16 protein-coding genes are annotated in these 17,929 nt (G+C 68.9%); 10 read left to right on the top strand and 6 right to left on the bottom strand.

Annotated features, from left to right (window positions below; all coding sequences use genetic code 11):
* Positions 1-1,279, top strand: a 1,279-nt coding sequence (gene trhP / locus AC1RTA_RS14670) for a prephenate-dependent tRNA uridine(34) hydroxylase TrhP (RefSeq protein WP_492785130.1), incomplete at its 5' end; no start/stop codon positions are given.
* Between the two features lie 93 nt (positions 1,280-1,372).
* Complete coding sequence (locus tag AC1RTA_RS14665; RefSeq protein WP_492785129.1) at positions 1,373-2,452, top strand: hypothetical protein; 1,080 nt, start codon at positions 1,373-1,375, stop codon at positions 2,450-2,452.
* A gap of 1 nt (position 2,453) precedes the next feature.
* On the opposite strand, the gene acs is transcribed toward AC1RTA_RS14665, so the two are convergent.
* The 3 genes from acs to AC1RTA_RS14650 form a co-directional block, all read right to left on the bottom strand.
* Positions 2,454-4,442 (bottom strand): acetate--CoA ligase, encoded by a 1,989-nt coding sequence (gene acs, locus AC1RTA_RS14660; RefSeq protein ID WP_492785128.1) that lies wholly within the window; start codon positions 4,440-4,442, stop codon positions 2,454-2,456.
* 293 nt (positions 4,443-4,735) lie between these two features.
* The gene (locus AC1RTA_RS14655; protein WP_492785127.1) at positions 4,736-5,038 is read right to left on the bottom strand and encodes a hypothetical protein; all 303 of its coding nucleotides are present in this window, start codon (positions 5,036-5,038) and stop codon (positions 4,736-4,738) included.
* Between the two features lie 105 nt (positions 5,039-5,143).
* Complete coding sequence (locus tag AC1RTA_RS14650) at positions 5,144-5,860, bottom strand: ABC transporter substrate-binding protein (RefSeq protein WP_492785126.1); 717 nt, start codon at positions 5,858-5,860, stop codon at positions 5,144-5,146.
* 249 nt (positions 5,861-6,109) lie between these two features.
* Between AC1RTA_RS14650 and AC1RTA_RS14645 the strand changes: the two genes are divergently transcribed.
* From AC1RTA_RS14645 to AC1RTA_RS14615, 7 genes are all read left to right on the top strand, one after another.
* Complete coding sequence (locus AC1RTA_RS14645) at positions 6,110-6,325, top strand: TOBE domain-containing protein (RefSeq protein ID WP_492785125.1); 216 nt, start codon at positions 6,110-6,112, stop codon at positions 6,323-6,325.
* A 43-nt stretch (positions 6,326-6,368) separates the two neighbouring features.
* Positions 6,369-7,358: an aliphatic sulfonate ABC transporter substrate-binding protein gene (locus AC1RTA_RS14640; protein WP_492785124.1), complete on the top strand. Its 990-nt coding sequence runs from the start codon at positions 6,369-6,371 to the stop codon at positions 7,356-7,358.
* A 10-nt stretch (positions 7,359-7,368) separates the two neighbouring features.
* A complete protein-coding gene (locus AC1RTA_RS14635; protein ID WP_492785123.1) occupies positions 7,369-8,214 on the top strand; it encodes an ABC transporter permease in 846 nt (281 codons plus the stop codon).
* Between the two features lie 10 nt (positions 8,215-8,224).
* Positions 8,225-9,043 (top strand): ABC transporter ATP-binding protein, encoded by an 819-nt coding sequence (locus AC1RTA_RS14630; protein ID WP_492785122.1) that lies wholly within the window; start codon positions 8,225-8,227, stop codon positions 9,041-9,043.
* 71 nt (positions 9,044-9,114) lie between these two features.
* Positions 9,115-9,624, top strand: a complete 510-nt coding sequence (locus tag AC1RTA_RS14625) for an OsmC family protein (protein WP_492785121.1) — start codon at positions 9,115-9,117, stop codon at positions 9,622-9,624.
* Between the two features lie 4 nt (positions 9,625-9,628).
* On the top strand, positions 9,629-10,771 hold the full coding sequence (locus AC1RTA_RS14620) for a trans-sulfuration enzyme family protein (protein WP_492785120.1): 1,143 nt from the start codon (positions 9,629-9,631) through the stop codon (positions 10,769-10,771).
* A 286-nt stretch (positions 10,772-11,057) separates the two neighbouring features.
* Entirely contained in the window at positions 11,058-12,911 is a 1,854-nt protein-coding gene (locus AC1RTA_RS14615) for a methyl-accepting chemotaxis protein (RefSeq protein WP_492785119.1), read from the top strand.
* A 145-nt stretch (positions 12,912-13,056) separates the two neighbouring features.
* Here the strand turns inward: AC1RTA_RS14615 and AC1RTA_RS14610 are convergent, their stop codons facing one another.
* On the bottom strand, positions 13,057-14,160 hold the full coding sequence (locus AC1RTA_RS14610) for an NADH:flavin oxidoreductase/NADH oxidase (RefSeq protein ID WP_492785118.1): 1,104 nt from the start codon (positions 14,158-14,160) through the stop codon (positions 13,057-13,059).
* A 121-nt stretch (positions 14,161-14,281) separates the two neighbouring features.
* Here AC1RTA_RS14610 and AC1RTA_RS14605 point away from each other — a divergent pair, with 121 nt between their 5' ends.
* Complete coding sequence (locus AC1RTA_RS14605; RefSeq protein WP_492785117.1) at positions 14,282-15,196, top strand: LysR family transcriptional regulator; 915 nt, start codon at positions 14,282-14,284, stop codon at positions 15,194-15,196.
* Positions 15,197-15,252: 56 nt separating this feature from the next.
* On the opposite strand, the gene AC1RTA_RS14600 is transcribed toward AC1RTA_RS14605, so the two are convergent.
* Together AC1RTA_RS14600 and AC1RTA_RS14595 are read right to left on the bottom strand one after the other, a co-directional pair.
* Positions 15,253-15,513, bottom strand: a complete 261-nt coding sequence (locus AC1RTA_RS14600) for a YkgJ family cysteine cluster protein (RefSeq protein WP_492785131.1) — start codon at positions 15,511-15,513, stop codon at positions 15,253-15,255.
* An 11-nt stretch (positions 15,514-15,524) separates the two neighbouring features.
* The coding region (locus AC1RTA_RS14595; protein WP_492785116.1) for a phosphoketolase family protein at positions 15,525-17,929 on the bottom strand (2,405 nt) is incomplete at its 5' end.

Below are 17,929 nucleotides of genomic sequence, written 5' to 3'. Positions count from 1 at the left end.
CCCCCAGCCCGCTCGCCGCGGCCCCGAACTGCTGGCCCCCGCCGGCACCCGGGCCATGATGGATAGCGCCTTCGCCTTCGGCGCCGACGCGGTCTACGCCGGCCAGCCCCGCTACAGCCTGCGGGTGCGCAACAACGATTTCGGCAACATGAGCGTGCTGGCCGAGGCCCGCCAGGCCGCCCGGGAACTGGGCAAGCAGTTCTACCTGGTGAGCAACATCTTTCCCCACAACGCCAAGGTGCGGACCTATCTGGCAGACATGGAGCCGGTGATCGAGATGGCGCCGGACGCCCTGATCATGGCCGACCCGGGCCTCATCGCCATGGTGCGGGAGAAGTGGCCGCAGATGCCGGTGCACCTTTCCGTCCAGTCCAACACGGTGAACTACGCCGCAGTGAAGTTCTGGAAGAGCGTCGGCATTTCCCGGGTCATCCTCTCCCGGGAGCTGTCCCTGGACGAGGTGGCGGAGATCCGCCAGGAATGTCCGGACATGGAGCTGGAAGTGTTCGTGCACGGCGCCCTGTGCATCGCCTATTCGGGCCGCTGCCTGCTCTCCGGCTACTTCAACCGGCGCGATCCCAACCAGGGCACCTGCACCAATTCCTGCCGCTGGGACTACAAGGTCCATCCCGAGAACGAGTCCGCCGACGGCCGGCCCGAATCCAAGGTGTGGCTGCTGGAGGAGAAGGAGCGCCCCGGCGAGCTGATGCCCATCGAGGAGGATGAGCACGGCACCTACATCATGAATTCCCGGGACCTGCGGGCCATCGAGCATGTGCAGCGGCTGGTGGAGATCGGCGTCGATTCCCTGAAGATCGAGGGCCGCACCAAGTCGCCCTACTACGCCGCCCGGGCCTGCCAGGCCTACCGCCGGGCCATCGACGATGCCGTGGCCGGCCGGCCCTTCGACGCCACCCTGCTCTCCGACCTGGAAGGCCTGGCCAACCGGGGCTACACCGACGGCTTCTACCAGCGCCACCACGACGCCGAGTACCAGAACTACCTCAAGGGCCACTCCGAATCCGAGCGCAGCCTCTACGTGGGCGACGCCACGGCCTTCGATGCGGAACGGGGCCTGATGCAGGTGGAGGTGAAGAACCGTTTCGCCGTCGGCGACCGGCTGGAAATCATCCACCCCGCCGGCAACCGGGTGCTGGCCCTGGAGCGCATGGAAAACAAGGCCGGCGAGCCGGTCGCCGTGGCCCCGGGCAACGGCCACATCATGTGGCTGCCCCTGCCGCCCGATTGCCAGGGCGCCTACATCGCCCGCCTGCTCTAGCCCCTGGGGCAGCGGAAGGCGCCATGATTTCCCACCCGGCCTCCTCGGTGATCTCTGTGCCCTCTGTGGCTAACGCCTTTTAGGGCCGGCCCCATGCCCCATCTCGTCGTCTACATCTCCGGCCATGGTTTCGGCCACATCGCCCAGACCGGGCCGGTGCTCGATGCCCTGCGGCAACTGCAACCGGCGTTGCGCCTCACGGTGGTGAGCGGCGCCCCCGAATTCAAGCTGCGCCAGCGCATCGGCGGCGACTTTGCCCTGGTGCCCCGGGCGGTGGATTTCGGCTTCGTCATGAGCGATGCCTTCCGCATCGACCGGGCCGCCAGCGCCGCCGCCTACCGGGACTTCCACGCCGGCTGGGAAGAGCGGGTGGCGGCCGAGGCCGATTTTCTCCAGGGCCTTGATGCCGACCTGCTGCTCAGCAACGTGGCCTACCTGCCCCTGGCGGCGGCGGAGTGCCTGGGCCTGCCGGCCTACGCCATGAGCTCCCTCAACTGGGCCGATCTCTTCGCCCACGAATTCGCCGGCGAAACCTGGGCACCGCCCCTCCATGGCCAGATGCTGGCGGCCTACCGCAGCGCCCGCACCTTCTTCCGCCTGGCCCCGGCCATGGCCATGCCGGACCTGTCGCAGGCCCGTCCCGTGGACCCGGTGGCCCGGCTGGGAACCAGGCAGGACGGGCTTCTGCGGCAGACGCTGGGCGTCGGCCAGGGTGCCCGGCTGGTGCTGGCGGCCCTGGGCGGCATCGCCACCCGGCTGCCGGCCCAGACCTGGCCGACGATCCCGGGCCTGCACTGGCTGGTGCCCGCCGCCTGGGGCGTGGCCCGTCCCGACATGAGCGCCTTCGAGCCCCTGGGCTGGGACTTTGCCGACCTCTTGGCCTCCGTGGATGCGGTGGTGGGCAAGCCCGGCTACGGCACTTTCGCCGAAGCCGCCTGCAACGGCACCCCCATGCTCTACGCCCGCCGCCCCGACTGGCCCGAGCAGGAGGCCCTGATTCCCTGGCTGCAGGCCAACAACCGGGCCCTGGAAATCGCCGAGGCAGACCTGCAGCAAGGCCATCTGGCCGCAGCCCTGAAGCGCCTCTGGGCCCTGCCCATCCCGCCTCGCCCGACGCCGGACGGGGCCCGCCAGATCGCCGCCGAACTGGCGGCGGTCCTGTCTCCCCGCTGACCTAGCCCAGGCTGCTGCGCCGGGTGGCGACGATGGCCTCCACCACGGTGGGGTCGGCCACCGTGGAGGTGTCCCCGAAATTCTCGAAGTCGTTGGCCGCCACCTTGCTCAGGATGCGGCGCAGGATTTTGCCGGCCCGGTTCTTGGGCAGGGCCGGGGCCCACTGGATCACGTCCGGGGTGGCGATGGGGCCGATGCGCTGGCGCACCCAGCCGACGATCTCCCGGCGCAGTTCCTCGCTTTCCGCAATGTGGCCCTTCAGGGTGACGTAGGCGAAGACCCCCTGACCCTTCACCTCGTGGGGGTAGCCCACCACCGCCGATTCCGCCACCGCCGGGTGGGAGGAAATGGCGCTTTCCAGCTCCACCGTGCCCAGGCGATGGCCGGAGACGTTGATGACGTCGTCCACCCGGCCGCTGATGCGGTAGTAGCCGTCCTCGTCCCGGCTGGCCCCGTCGCCGGTGAAGAAGAGGCCGGGGAAGGGGGCGAAGTAGGTGCGGATGAAACGCTCGTGGTCGTGCAGGATGGTGCGGGCCTGGGCCGGCCAAGAATCGGCGAAGCACATGTTGCCCTCGGCGGCCCCCTCCAAAATGTCTCCCTGGGGGTCGGTGAGTACCGGGCGGATGCCGAAGTAGGGCTTGGCCGCCCGCCCCGGCTTGTTGGGCACGGCCCCGGGCAGGGGGGTGAGCAGCACGGCGCCAGTCTCGGTCTGCCAGTAGGTGTCCACGATGGGGCAACGCCCGCCGCCGATGACCCGGTGGTACCAGCGCCAGGCTTCCGGATTGATGGGTTCGCCGACGGAGCCGAGGATGCGCAGGGACGAAAGGTCGTGACGCCGCACCGGCTCCTCGCCTTCGCGCATGAGGGAGCGCAGGGCGGTGGGGGCGGTGTAGAAAATATTCACCCGGTGCTTTTCGATGAGGGACCACCAGCGGGAGCTGTCGGGCCAGCTGGGCACGCCCTCGAACATGAGGCTGGTGGCGCCGTTGAGCAGGGGGCCGTAGATCTTGTAGGTATGGGCGGTGACCCAGCCTACGTCGGCAGTGCACCAGAAGACCTCGCCCTCGTGCCAGTCGAAGATATTGCGCCAGCTGGTGCCGGTATGCACTAGGTAGCCGCCGGTGGTGTGCACCAGGCCCTTGGGCTTGCCGGTAGAGCCGGAGGTATAGAGTATGAAGAGGGGGTCTTCGGCACCCACTTCCACCGGCTCGCACCAGGGCTCGGCAGCGGCCGTGGCTTCGTCGTACCACAGGTCCCGGCCCGGGGTGAACGGTACGGCGGCGCCGGAACGGGGTACCACCACCACATGCTGCACCGAAGGCTGGTTGGCCAGAGCTGCATCGGCATTCTGTTTCAAGGGCACCACCCGGCCGCCGCGATGGCCTTCGTCGGCAGTGATGAGCACCTTGGCGCCCGCATCCTCGATGCGGTTGGCCAGGGCTTCGGCGGAAAAGCCGGAGAACACCACGGAATGCACGGCGCCGATGCGCACGCAGGCCAGCATGGCCACCATCACTTCCGGAATCACCGGCAGGTAGATGGTCACCACGTCCCCCTTCTGCACGCCCAGACCCTTCAGCACGTTGGCCAGGCGGTTCACCTTATCGGCCAGTTGGCCCCAGGTCACCGTGCGGGATTCGCCGGGGCGGTCGCCCTCCCAGAGGATGGCAGGCTGCTCCGCCTTGGCCGGCAGGTGCCGGTCCAGGCAATTGACCGAGGCATTGAGGGTGCCGTCGGCGAACCAGCGGATGCGCAGGTCTTGCGGATCGAAGCTGGTGTCCTTCACCTGGGTGAAGGGGCGCATCCATTGCAGGGAGGCGGCCTGTTCTCGCCAGAAGTCCTCCGGCTCTTCCAGTGAGCGCCGGTATTGGGTGGCGTAGGTCTCTGCAGTGATATGGGCCCGGGCGGCCACGGCAGGTGGTATGGGATAGAGCTCTGGCTGGGTGTCGGAATGGGGCTGGGTGGGGTGAGCGGTCTGGGTGGCGGTCATGGCGGCTTCGGCAGGTTCGGTCGTTTGGCGTTGGATGCGGGCCCCGGCTTGAGGAGGGGGCGGGCGCGGGGATGCCGGGCCACTTTAAGCAGGCCCCTCTCCGACAGCGAAGGAATGAATCGGACTAACCGTATGCGGCAGGCGCATAAGCGGTGCCGGGGCGTCCCAAAGAAAAACCGGGTGCGGGACCCGGTGTGGCTGGAGGGGGTGGAGTAGTGTGGAACCGGGGGGCGGCAGGGCGCCACCAGGTGCAATCAACTGGCCGGCGATGCGCCGGGAGCCTGCCGGCCGCTTTACTGGAAGACCTTGCCGCCCTCGCCGATCATGGCGAAGTCCACCCGGGTGGAGCCGGGGCGGTTGCGCTGGCTGAAGTCGATGGCGTAGCCCCCCAGATCCACCTTGCGCATGGCCTGCAGGGCCTTGAGCACGGCCGGACCGTTGCCGCCGCCCTGGCGCAGGGCGCTTACCAGAACCTTGGCGGCGATGAAGCCCTCCATGGAGCGGGCCGACAGTTCCGGGTCGTTGGCGGCAGCCTTGAGGTGGCTGTATTCCCGGTTGAGGGACAGGGTGTTCTGCTGTTCCAGGGGCACCACCACGGAGAAGGCGTAGCCCCGGGCCAGGCCGGGGCCCAGCTTGTCCAGCAGCTGCTGGGTGTCGATGATGGAAAGGCCGTAGAGGGTGGCCAGGCCGCCCTTCTGCCGTTACTGGCGCACGAATTCGATGGCGGCGGCGGTGGTGGCGCCGAGGAACACCGCCTGGGGATTGGCCTTGAGCACCGCATTGACGGCGGCTTCCACCTTGGTGGTGTTGCGCTCGTAGCCGGCCTGGGTCACCAGGCTGATGCCGTTGCGGGCGGCGGCCACCTCGGCCCCGGCGATCACGTCCGCGCCCAGGGCATCGTCCTGGAATACCAGTCCCACCTGCTTCTGGCCCAGCTGGGAAAGGTGGGCAAAGAGGCGTTCCACCTCGTCCCGGTAGCCGGCCTTGACCACGAACACGCCGGGGGCGCCGATCACGCTGGAGGCGCCGGACACGGCCCCCACCAGGGGCACGTTGCTGCGGGCCAGGATGCCGTCCTTCACCAGGGCTTCCACGTTGTTGGTGCCCACGGTGCCGAGGAAGGCCACGGGCGGCTCCTCCTCCTTCAGGCTTTCCTTCACCAGGCGCAGGGTCTCCTCCGGCTTCTGGCCGTCGTCCTTGCGCACCAGGCGGATGGGACTGCCGTTGATGCCGCCCTGGGCGTTGATGTGGTTGATGTAGAGCCGGGCGCCGGCGGCGATGGCCTTGCCGGTGACGGCCTGGGGGCCGCTCAGGGGGGCGATCTGGGCGATCACGATGTCCTTGGCCTGGGCGGCGGGAGCGGCCAGGGTGGCCAGCAGAAGGAGGAGGGGACGCAGTCGGGTGGGCAGTTTAGGCATGGTTGGCGGGCTCCTGGGCCGGGGGATGGCGACCATCCTGGGGGCGTCGCGGGGCCATTCATAAGGAATAAAAAGTCATGTCCAAATGCTTCCCGGCAATAAAAGCGCCGGGGCGCCGTGGAAGTGATCAAATTCTGTTTGGCTATATGAACGTTGTAAATAAGTATTAACCGTTATTAGTTTTGCTCCCTTAACTTTTCCGGCGACAGGGGGCAGCGCCCCGCATTCCAACCCTTCCGGAGAAAGTCCATGTCGATCAGTGCCATCAACGCCCGCAACCAGTTCCGCGGCCGCATCAAGGAAATCATCCTGGGTCCCGTCGTTTCCGAAATCGACGTGGAGACCCCCGCCGGCATCGTCGCTTCCGTCATCACCACCCGTTCCGTGGAGGACCTGGGCCTCAAGGTCGGCAGCGAAGTGCTGGCCCTGGTGAAGGCCACCGAAGTGTCCATCGCCAAGCTCTGATCCGGTTTTTCATCCCCTTCCCCTTCGAGAAAGCGAGACCGTCATGATCCGCATCCTTCCCCGCTCCATCAGCCGCTCCGCCCGCCTCCTGGGAGCCCTCCTGACCACTGCCCTGGCCGGCAGCGCCCTGGCCGCCGACCTGCCCAAGGAGCTCCGCCTCGACTACGCCTACTACTCTCCTTCCAGCCTGGTACTGAAGAAATTCGGCTGGCTGGAGGAAGACCTCAAGGCCAGCAATGTGCCGGTGCGCTGGATCTTCAGCCAGGGCAGCAACCGCTCCCTCGAACTGCTCAACAGCGGCAGCGTGGACTTCGGCTCCACCGCCGGCCTGGCAGCTACCCTGAGCCGGGCCAACGGCAATCCGGTGAAGGACGTGTACGTCCTCTCCCGCCCGGAATGGACCTTCCTGGTGGTGCCCAAGGATTCCCCCATCAAGAACGTGGCCGACCTGAAGGGCAAGAAGGTGGCTGCCACCAAGGGCACCGATCCCTACCTCTTCCTGCTGCGGGCCCTGCACGACGTGGGCCTGAAGAAGGGCGACATCGAGCACGTGGCCCTGCAACACGGCGACGGCCGCGCCGCCCTGGAGCAGAAACGGGTGGACGCCTGGGCCGGTCTCGATCCCCTGCTGGCCACCAGCGAACTGGAGTTCGGTGCCCGCTCCATCTACCGCAACGTCGCCTACAACACCTATTCCTTCCTCAATACCTCGGACAGCTTCGCCGCCAAGTACCCGGATGCGGTGAAGGCGGTCATCGCCAACTACGAGAAGGCGCGCAAGTGGATTCTCGCCAACCCGGAGAAGACCGCCGAAATCGTCGCCGAGGAAGCGAAGATTTCCCTGGCCGTGGCCAAGTTGCAGTTGAGCCGCAACGACTTCTCCAATCCGGTGCCCGGCGCCGAGCACATCAAGGCCCTCAAGGCCGCCGCCCCTCTGCTGCTGGAAGAGGAACTGGTAAAGAAGGGCACGGACGTGAACAAGGTGGTGGACGAACTGATCGACCCGACCTTCGCCAAGGCCGTGGTGAAATAAGGAGGCAGGCGTGAGCGATCTACCAAGCACTATCGCCGCCCTGCCGGCAGTGGCAGAGGCGCCCCGGCCGGCAGCGGCAGGAACCCCCCGGGCCGGGCGCTGGTCCCGTCTGCAGGGGCTGCTGGTGCCCCTGGGTCTGGTGGCCTTGTGGGAAGCGGTGGTGCGGGCCGGCTGGATCAGCCCCAACCTGATGCCGCCGCCCAGCGAAATCCTGCGCACCTACCGCGACCTGGCCGTGGACGGTACCCTGCTCGGCCACATCGGCGTCAGCTCCCTGCGGGTCCTGGCCGGCTTCGCCATCGGCGCCGGTCTGGCCATTGTCGTCGGTGCCCTGCTGGGCCTCAGCCGTCGCCTGGAGGCCCTGTTCGATCCCACCTTTCAGGCCATCCGCGCCATCCCCTCCCTGGCCTGGGTGCCCCTGCTGCTGCTGTGGCTGGGGATCGACGAGGGACCCAAAATCACCCTCATTGCCATCGGCGCCTTCTTCCCCGTCTACCTGGGGCTGGTGGCCGGCATCCACAACGTGGACCGCAAGCTGGTGGAAGTGGGGGAAATCTACGGCCTCGGTCCGGTCGGCATGATCCGCCGCATCTTCCTGCCCGCTGCCCTGCCCAGCCTGTTCACCGGCTTTCGCACCGGCCTTTCCCTGAGCTGGATGTTTTTGGTGGCAGCGGAGCTGATCGCCGCCACCCGGGGCCTGGGCTATCTGCTTACCGACGGTCGGGAGACCGGCCGGGCCGACGTGGTGATCGTTTCCATCATCACCCTGGCCCTGCTAGGCAAATTCACCGACAGCCTGCTGCGCGGCCTGGAGCACCGGCTGCTGGCCTGGCGCGACGTCTATGCCTCACGCTGAGAGATCGACTATGTCCGAATCCCTACTTAATCTGGCCGTGACGGCCAAGTACTTCCAGGACTTCCAGGTACTGCAGGATATCCGCGTGGATCTGGTTCCCGGCGAGGTGGTCAGCCTGGTGGGCGCCAGCGGCTGCGGCAAGAGCACCCTGTTGCGTATCGTCGCCGGCCTGGACCGGCAGTACAGCGGCTCGGCCCGGGTCCTGGGCGAGCCGGTGCAGTTGCATTCGCGCCACGTCGGCTTCATCTTCCAGGAGCCGCGCCTGCTGCCCTGGCTCACCGTAGCCGAGAACGTGGGCTTCGAGCTGGGCCGGGCCGGGGCCAACCATCCCCGGGTCAAGGAACTGCTGGCCGAGGTGGGCCTGGGGGATTACGCCCACGCCTATCCCAAGCAGCTTTCCGGCGGCATGGCCCAGCGCGCTTCCATTGCCCGGGGCCTGTTCACCCAGCCCGAACTGCTGCTGCTGGACGAGCCCTTTTCCGCCGTCGATGCCTTCACCAAGATGCGCCTGCAGGACCTGCTGCTGAACGTGGCCGCCCGCCACGGCACCACCCTGCTGCTGGTGACTCACGATATCGATGAGGCGGTGTACCTGAGCGACCGGGTCCTGGTCATGGCCAGCAAGCCGGGTCGCATCAGCGGCGAGGTGGTGGTGGGCCTGCCCCACGAGCGGGATCGCCGGGACACCCGTCTGGCCCAGCTCAAGGCCCAGGTACTGAACCAGCTCAACGGTGGCATCGGCGATTTCCACGATGTTTCGGCCGAGGCGGAAGAGGTGGCGCGCCGCTGGCAGCCGATCAATCTGGATACTTTCGCTTTCGCCCTATAGTCTCTCGTTTGGGCCGCGTTCCTTCCGCGCGGAGGAAACGCGGCCTTTCTTTTCTGGCAAGGACCCCAACCATGAATGCAGAAGAACTGAAGGCCGCCCAGGCTCCCCTCAAGGCCAAGTACAAGGAAGACCCCAGTAGCGCCCAGTGGGTGTTGAAGGTGCGAGGCCGCCTCGGCAGCGACCGCCCCACGGTGAAAATCGAGACCGGCCACGGCAAGGTGGAGGCTGGTCTGCATCCCGCCACCGGCGGCAGCGGCGCCGACGCCTGTTCCGGCGACATGCTGCTGGAAGCCCTGGCAGCCTGTGCCGGCGTCACCCTGAAGGCCGTGGCTACCGCCATGGGTATCGAGATCCGGGGCGGCGAGGTGCATGTGGAAGGCGACCTGGACTTCCGCGGCACCCTGGGCGTGAGCAAGGAGGCCCCGGTGGGCTTTTCCGCCATCCGCCTCAATTTCGAGCTGGACACGGACGCCAGCGAGGAACAGTTGCAGACCCTGCTCAACCTTTCCGAGCGCTACTGTGTCATCTACCAGACCCTGAAGCAGCCGCCCCAGGTCACCCTCAGCCAGCGTCGGAAGTGATGCCATGAGCCAGGACCACTCCCCCCTGCGCGCCGAAACCCTGGCCGCCCACGGTGCGGCCGAGATTGCCTCTCCCTACAAGGACATCGTGCCGCCCCTGCATCTGGCTACCACCTTCGAGCGGGCCGGTGACGGCAGCTACCCCGGCGGCCGGGTCTATTCCCGGGACGGCAGCCCGGCCTACGACGGGCCCGAAGCCTTGTTGAAGGAGCTGGAAGGCGGCGCCGCCGCGGCTCTCTTCGCTTCCGGCATGGCCGCCGCTTCCGCCGTGTTGCAGGCCCTCAAGCCCGGGGCCCGGGTGGTGGCGCCCCGGGCCATGTACTGGGCCCTGCGCAACTGGATGATCCAGTTTGCCGCCAACTGGCAGCTGACCCTGGACTTCTTCGCCGACGACGCCGAACTGGCGGCCCTGCTGCAGCGCCCGGCGGATCTGGTGTGGCTGGAAACGCCGGCCAATCCCACCTGGGAAATCACCGACATCGCCGCCGCCGCCAAGGTGGCCCACGCTGCCGGCGCCCGCCTGGTGGTGGATTCCACGGTGCCGACGCCGGTGTTTACCCGGCCCCTGGAATTGGGCGCGGACATCGTCATGCACTCGGCCACCAAATATCTCAACGGCCATTCCGACGTGGTGGCCGGGGCCCTGGTGACCAAAGCCGTGGACGACTTCTGGCAGCGCATCAAGACCGTGCGCGCTCTCGGCGGCGCCGTGCTCGGCCCCTTCGAGGCCTGGCTGCTGGCCCGGGGCATGCGCACCCTGTTCCCCCGGGTGCGCACCGCCGCCGCTTCCGCCGCCGCCATCGCCAGCCATTTCCACGGCCACGCCAAAGTCAGCCTGGTGCTCTACCCGGGCCTGGCTTCCCATCCCGGCCACGCCGTGGCGGCGCGGCAGATGCGGGGCGGCTTCGGCGCCATGCTCTCCCTGCGCATCGCCGGCGGCGAGGCGGCGGCCAAGACCGTGGCGGCCCGTCTGCAGGTGTTCCAGCGGGCCACCTCCCTCGGCTCGGTGGAAAGTCTGGTGGAGCACCGGGCCAGCGTCGAGGGGCCGGGCACCTTCTGTCCCGACGACCTGCTGCGCCTGTCCATCGGCATCGAGGCCACGGCGGACCTCATCGCCGACCTGGAGCAGGCCCTGGCCGGGGTCTGAGTCCGCGCCTGTCCGCTGCCCCGCCCGAGGGCGGCGGCGGGACAGAATGTCCGCCCCTGCCCCAAAAGCGTGCCGGCGGGCGGACAAAATGTCCTCGGGAGCGCCATCGGGCGGCGCTCCCCCTCTGCCTGCACCGCCTGTTTCCCGTCGTTTGCGGCGCCTGCCCCTTGTGGAAACTCCGACTGGGGCTGCGGCCCGGTTGTTGCTACGGTTGCGTTCGCGCCGTTGCCGGCCCATCCGGCCGCAGCGGGCGCGCCGTGCCAACCTGCCCCCATAAGGATGCAAGATGAAAGGACTGGGACTCCAAGCCCGTTTCGCCCTCTTCGGTTTCGCCCCCCTGGTCGTCGCCCTCATCGTCGGTTCCCTGGCCCTGTCGGCCAATGAATCCCGGCGCCTGGAGGCCGACGTGCGCCTGCGTTCGGAAGCCACCGCCGCCGGCGTCATCCAGCTGTTGCAGATGAGCGACAGCCTGATGGGGGAACAGACCCGCAGCGCCATGAAGCTGTTCCGGGAAAAGAGCGCCCAGCTGGGGCCGGTGAGCCTGGGCGAGGCTGTCGCCGTGGGCGGCCAGCATCCCCTCAACCTGCGCTTCGGCGGCCGCCCCCAGGCCCTGGAGACGGCCCTGGTGGACAGCGTCAGCGGCATCGCCGGTGGCACCGCCACCCTCTTCGCGCGCCAGGGCCAGGACTTCGTGCGCATCGCCACCAACGTCAAGACGCCGGAGGGCCAGCGGGCCGTGGGCACCCTGCTCAATCCCCAGGGCAAGGCCTACGCCGCCCTGGCCCGGGGCGAGGCCTTCTACGGCCAGGTGGACATCCTCGGCGCGCCCTACCTGACGGGCTACGAGCCCATCGTGGACGCCGGCGGCAAGGTGGTGGGCGCCTGGTACGTGGGTTTCAAGGCCGACCTGGCGGGGCTCAAGGAACTGATCGGCAAGTCCGTCTCCTTCGGCTCCGGCTTCGTCGTCCTGCTGGACGGCCAGGGCAAGCCCTTCCTCCATTCCGACGGCGTCAGCCCCGAATCCATCCAGGCCCGGCTGCAGGAGGCCGCCGGCGAGGCCGGCGCCAGCCACAACTGGGAGGCCATCTTCCGGCCCTTCCCGGCCTGGGGCTTCAAGGTGGCGGTGGTCTACAGCCAGGCGGAAGTGGATGGGGCTGCCCGCCGCGCCGCCCTGCCGGTGCTGCTGGGCGGCCTGGCCATCACCGTGGCCCTGCTGGCCCTGCTCACCTTCGTTTTGCGCCGGGTGGTGCTGGGCCCGATCCGGCAGGCGGTGCGGGCTGCCGACGCCCTGGCCGAGGGCGACCTGACGGTGCATCTGCGGGCCGAGCGGGACGACGAGATCGGCCGTCTGCTGCAATCCATGGAGCGCATGGTGCGGCGCCTGGGGGACATCATCCGCCAGGTGCGGGGCGCCGCCGACAACCTCTCCTCCGCCTCCGAGGAGGTCTCGGCCACGGCCCAGAGCCTGTCCCAGTCCTCCAGCCAGCAGGCGGCCTCGGTGGAGGAGATTTCCGCCACCCTGGAGCAGTCCACCGCCTCCGTCGCCAACAACACGGAGAGCGCCCGCAACACCGAGAACATGGCCGGCACCGCCGCCAAGGAAGCGGTGGCCGGCGGCGCCGCGGTGGCCGAGAGCGTGGCGGCCATGCAGCAGATCGCCGGCAAGGTGGGCATCATCGACGACATCGCCTACCAGACCAATCTGCTGGCCCTCAACGCCGCCATCGAGGCGGCCCGGGCCGGGGAGCACGGCAAGGGCTTCGCCGTGGTGGCGGCGGAAGTGCGCAAGCTGGCCGAGCGCAGCCAGGTGGCGGCCGGCGAGATCGGCACCGTCGCCGCCCAGACCGTGCACCAGGCGGAGCACGCCGGCGAACTGCTGGGACGCATCGTCCCGGCCATCGGCCGCACTTCCGATCTGGTGCGGGAAATCGCCGCCGCCTCGGAGGAGCAGTCCCACGGCATCGCCCAGATCAACAGCGCCATGGGCCAGCTGAACCAGGCCACCCAGCAGAATGCCGCCGCCTCCGAAGAGCTGGCCGCCACCGCCGAGGAAATGGGCGCCCAGGCCGAGGAACTGCAGCGCCTGATGCACTTCTTCCGGGTGGGTCGGGAGGACGGAGCGGGCGGCGCCAGGGCCTAGGCGGGACGGACTTCTCCGGGTTGCCATGCCGGAGATGCCCGTGCCTGCTTGATCCCAGGCCAGGTGCTTGGTATCGACAAAAAAGGGGACGCCAGGCGTCCCCTTTTTTCATGGCGGCTTTACTGCCGCCCGCCTTGCCGCTGCCTCAGGGCAGGGGCGAGAACACCCCTTCGGCGCCTCGCGGCGCACCGCGCCAGAACTGGGGCGGCGCCTGCACCTGGGCGCCCAACTCGGCGGCGGCATGCCAGGGCCAGCGCGGGTCGTAGAGCATGGCCCGGGCCACGGCCACCAGGTCCGCATCGCCTTCGGTGACCACGGCCTCGGCCTGCTTGGCTTCGGTGATGAGGCCGACGCCGATGGTGGGCAGGCCGCTGGCTTCCTTCACCTGGCGGGCGAAGGGCAGCTGGTAGCCGGGGCCCACGGGAATCTTCTGTTCCAGGGAAAGGCCGCCGCTGGAGACGTGGATGAAATCGGCGCCCCGGGCCTTCAGTTCCTTGGCCAGCTCCACCGTCTCTTCCGGCGTCCATCCGCCGTCCACCCAGTCCGTGGCGGAGACCCGCATGCCCAGGGCCTTGTGGCGGGGCCACACGGCGCGCACGGCATCGAACACTTCGAGCACGAAGCGCAGCCGGTTGGCCAGGCTGCCGCCGTACTCGTCGCTGCGCCGGTTGGTGAGGGGGGAGAGAAACTCGTGCATCAGGTAGCCGTGGGCGGCGTGCAGTTCCACCGCGTCGAAGCCCAGGCGGTCGGCGCGGCGGGCGGCGTCGGCGAAGGCCTGCACCAGGCGCTTGATGCCGGCCGCGTCCAGGGCCTGGGGCGCCGCATCGCTGGGATCGAAGGGAATGGCCGAGGGGGCCACGTTGAACCACCCGCCTTCGCTCAGGGGCAGTTGCTTGCCGCCCAGCCAGGGGGCGGCACAACCGCCCTTGCGCCCGGCGTGGGCCAGCTGGATGCCGAGGGGCATGGCCGAGTACTGGCGGATGCCGGCCATGACCCGGGCCCAGCCGCTTTCCGTGGCGTCGTCCCACAGGCCGGGGCAGCGGTCGGAGATGCGGCCTTCCGGGCTGACGGCGGTGGCTTCGGCGATGAGCAGGCCGGCGCCGCTATGGGAAAGGTTGCCCAGGTGCATCAGGTGCCAGTCGCCGACCACGCCGTTGGCGGCGGAGTACTGGCACATGGGGGCGATGACGATGCGGTTGGGCAGGCTCAGGCCGCCCAGGGCGTAGGGGGTGAACAGCTGGCTGGTCATGGAGAGTCCTCCGGGGAAATGGGGTGTACGCCGAGCAGTATCCGCCAGGACTTGAATCCAATAAATGAAAGTGTTTTGATTTCACAATTCCAAATATCGGAACTGAAAGCAGAGCCCCGTCATGCTCAACCGCCTGGAAATGCTGCGCCTCTTCGTTGCCGCCGCCGAAGCCAAGAGCTTCAAGGAGGCAGCCCTGCGCCTGCACGTCTCACCCCAGGCCGTGACCCGGGCGGTGCAGGAGCTGGAGGAACACCTGGGGGAACTGCTCTTCCACCGCAACACCCGGGCCAACCGCATCACCGACTTCGGCGCCCGTCTGGCGGCGGAGGCCCGCGGCGCCGTGCAGGGCGTCGATGCCCTGTTCCAGCGCGCCAGCCCCCTGCCGGACAACGAGCTTGCCGGCCTGGTGCGCCTCACCGCACCCAAGGCCCTGGGCCAGCATTTCGTCATGCCCCTGCTGGCCGAACTGGGCCGCGAATTCCCCGGCCTGCGTCTCGACCTGCGCCTCTCGGACCGGCCGGCGGACGTGGTGGACGAGCAGATCGACATCGGCGTGCGGGTGGGCTTTCTGCGGGACAGCCGCTTCGTCGCCCGGGCCGTGGCCAAGGTGCATTTCCACACCGTGGCCAGCCCGGCCCTGGTGGCGGCAGTTGGAGAACCGCTGAGCCTGGCGGACCTGCAGCAGCGGCCGGTGACGGTGGTGATGGACCCGGCCACGGGCAAGCCCTGGCCCTGGTTCCTCAAGGACGGGGAGGAGTGGCTGCCCCAGACCTGGGCCTTCGCCACCGACGAGACCCTGGCCGAGTTCGCCGCGGTGCGGGCCGGCCTGGGCTTCGGCCAGGTGGTGAGCCTGCTCACCATTCCCCTGCTGCGTAGCGGCGAGCTGCGGCGGGTGCTGCCGCAGCTGGAGCCGGACCCGTGGAATCTCTACGTCTATCGCCCCCAGCGGGGCCCGGTGGCGGCCCGCATCCGCCTGGTGTTCGACCGGCTGGTGGAATTCTTCGCCGACCGGGAGCGCTTTCCCGAGGAGCCCTGAGCTATTTCAGGCCGCCCGGGCAGGCGCTGCTGTACCCGACTTCATACGCACGAAGTTCAGGCCTCCGGATGGGTGGCCTGCTCCAGCTGCGTAAGCCAGGCCAGGGCTTCGCCCTGGCTGGCGCCGCACATTTCCGGCGAGGGTTGCAGGCCGCCGCAGACGGCGGGCCGCTCCGGCCGGCCGAAGATGGCGCAGCGGTTGTCTTCCAGCAGCTGGATGCAGCGCACTCCCGCCGGCTTGCCGTCCGGCATGCCGGGTATGGGGGAGGAGATGGAAGGGGCGATGCAGCAGGCGCCGCAGCCCGGGCGGCATTCCAGAACTGCCTGGCTCACGGCTGGCCGCCCCAGGTCCAGGTGTTGATCTCCTCCGGGTCCACCCCGTGGCGGTGGGCATGGGCCCGGCATTGCTGCTGCTTCTGCTCCAGGGCCTGCTTGACGTGGGCGCCGGCCACGGCCAGGCGCGGCACCCGGTCGATGACGTCGATGGCCAGGGAGTAGCGGTCGATCTGGTTGTCCATGGCCAGTTCCAAAGGGGTGCAGATGCTGCCCCGTTCCTTGTAGCCGCGCACATGCAGATTGGCGTGGTTGGGGCGGCGGTAGGCGAGGCGGTGGATCAGCCAGGGGTAGCCGTGGAAGTTGAAGACGATGGGCTTGTCGGCGGTGAACAGGCCGGTCCAGTCCCGGTCGCTGATGCCGTGGGGGTGCTCCTCCGGCGGCGTCAGGGTGAACAGGTCCACCACGTTCACGAAGCGCAGCTTGAGATCGGGGAAGTGGCGGTAGAGCAGTTCTGCCGCCGCCAGGGCTTCCTGGGTGGCCACGTCGCCGCAGCTGGCCAGCACCACTTCCGGTTCGGTGCCCGCCTCGTCATCGCTGCTGGCCCAGTCCCACAGGCCGATGCCCCGGGCGCAGTGCAGGGCGGCAGCTTCCGCGTCCAGGTACTGCAGGTGGGCCTGCTTGTCGGCGACGATGACGTTGATGACGTCCGTTTCCCCCAGGCAACGGTCGGCCACTGCCAGCAGGCAGTTGGCGTCCGGCGGCAGGTAGATGCGGGTCACCGCCGGGCTCTTGTTCACCACCAGGTCGAGGAAGCCCGGGTCCTGGTGGGTGAAGCCGTTGTGGTCCTGGCGCCACACGGTGGAGGTGATGAGCAGGTTGAGGGCCCCCACCGGCGCCCGCCAGGGCACGTCCCGGCACATCTCCAGCCACTTGGCGTGCTGGTTGAACATGGAGTCGATGACGTGGGCGAAGGCTTCGTAGGTGGACAGGAGACCGTAGCGGCCGGTCAGCAGATAGCCTTCGAGCCAGCCTTCCAGGGTGTGTTCCGAGAGCATTTCCATGACCCGGCCGTCGGCAGCGAGATGGCCGCCGTCCGCGTCCTCGGGGCGGTATTCCCCCAGCCAGGCCTTGCCGGTGACTTCGAAGACGGCGCCCAGCTTGTTGGAGGCGGTTTCGTCCGGGCCGAAGAGGCGGAAATTGCTGGGGTTCTTTTGCATGATCTGCCCCAGGTGGCGGCCCAGGGGATCGGTGTTGCTGTGGCGGCGGCTGCCCGGGGCGGCGAAGGTGACCGCCTGTTGGCGCCAGTCGGGCCGGTCCAGGGGCAGGCGCAGCAGGCCGCCGTTGGCGTGGGGATTGGCCCCCAGGCGACGGCGGCCCCGGGGGGCGAAGTCCTGCAGCTGGGGCGCCGGTTCGCCGTCCTCGGTGAACAGTTCCTGCGGCCGGTAGGACAGCAGCCATTCCTGCAGCAGGCGGCGGTTTTCTTCGTTGTTACGCGGATCGGCCAGGGGCACCTGGTGGGCCCGCCAGGTGCCTTCCACCTGATGGCCGTCGGCCTGCCTGGGCCCGCTCCAGCCCTTGGGCGAGACGAGCACGATCATGGGCCAGCGGGGTCGTTGTACCGGCCCCTTGCCGCTGCGGGCCGCCTGCTGAATGGCCTGGATCTCCGCCAGGCATTCGTCCATGGCCGCCGCCATGGCTCGGTGCATGGCCGCCGGCTCATGGCCTTCGACGATCTTCGGGGCCCAGCCGTAGCCGGTGAACAGGGCCAGCAGTTCCTCCCGGGGGATGCGGGCCAGGATGGTGGGGTTGGCGATCTTGTAGCCGTTGAGGTGCAGGATGGGCAGCACCGCCCCGTCCCGGGCCGGGTTGAGGAATTTGTTGGAGTGCCAGGCGGTGGCCAGGGGGCCGGTCTCGGCCTCGCCGTCGCCCACCATCACCGTCACCAGCAGCTCCGGGTTGTCGAAGGCGGCGCCGAAGGCGTGGGAGAGGCTGTAGCCCAGCTCGCCCCCTTCGTGGATGGAGCCCGGCACTTCCGGCGTGCAGTGGCTGCCCAGGCCGCCAGGGAAGGAGAAGTCGCGGCAGAAGCGGGTCAGGCCGGCCAGGCCCCAGCCCCGTTGCGGCTGGCGGTCGCCCAGGCTGCCTTCGAGCCAGGCTGGGCCCAGGATGCCGGGGGCGCCGTGGCCCGGGCCGGCGAGGAAGATGGCGTCCAGGTCGTGGTGGCGGATCAGCCGGGTCAGGTGGGCGTAGGCGAAGGCCAGGCCGGGGCTGGCGCCCCAGTGGCCGAGGGGTCGCTGCTTGATGTGCTCCGGTGCCAGGGGCTGGCGCAGCAGGGGGTTGTCCTGCAGGTAGATCATGGCCCCGGCCAGATAGTTGGCGGCGCGCCAGAAGGCGTCCAGCTGCTGCAGTTCGGCGTCGTCGATGGCGACGGTGGCGCGGGGCGGGGTGGGGGCGGCGGAGG

The sequence above is a fragment of the Azospira sp. MPR-E4 genome, assembly GCF_058809645.1.
This window is presented reverse-complemented; position numbering and strand designations above follow the sequence as displayed.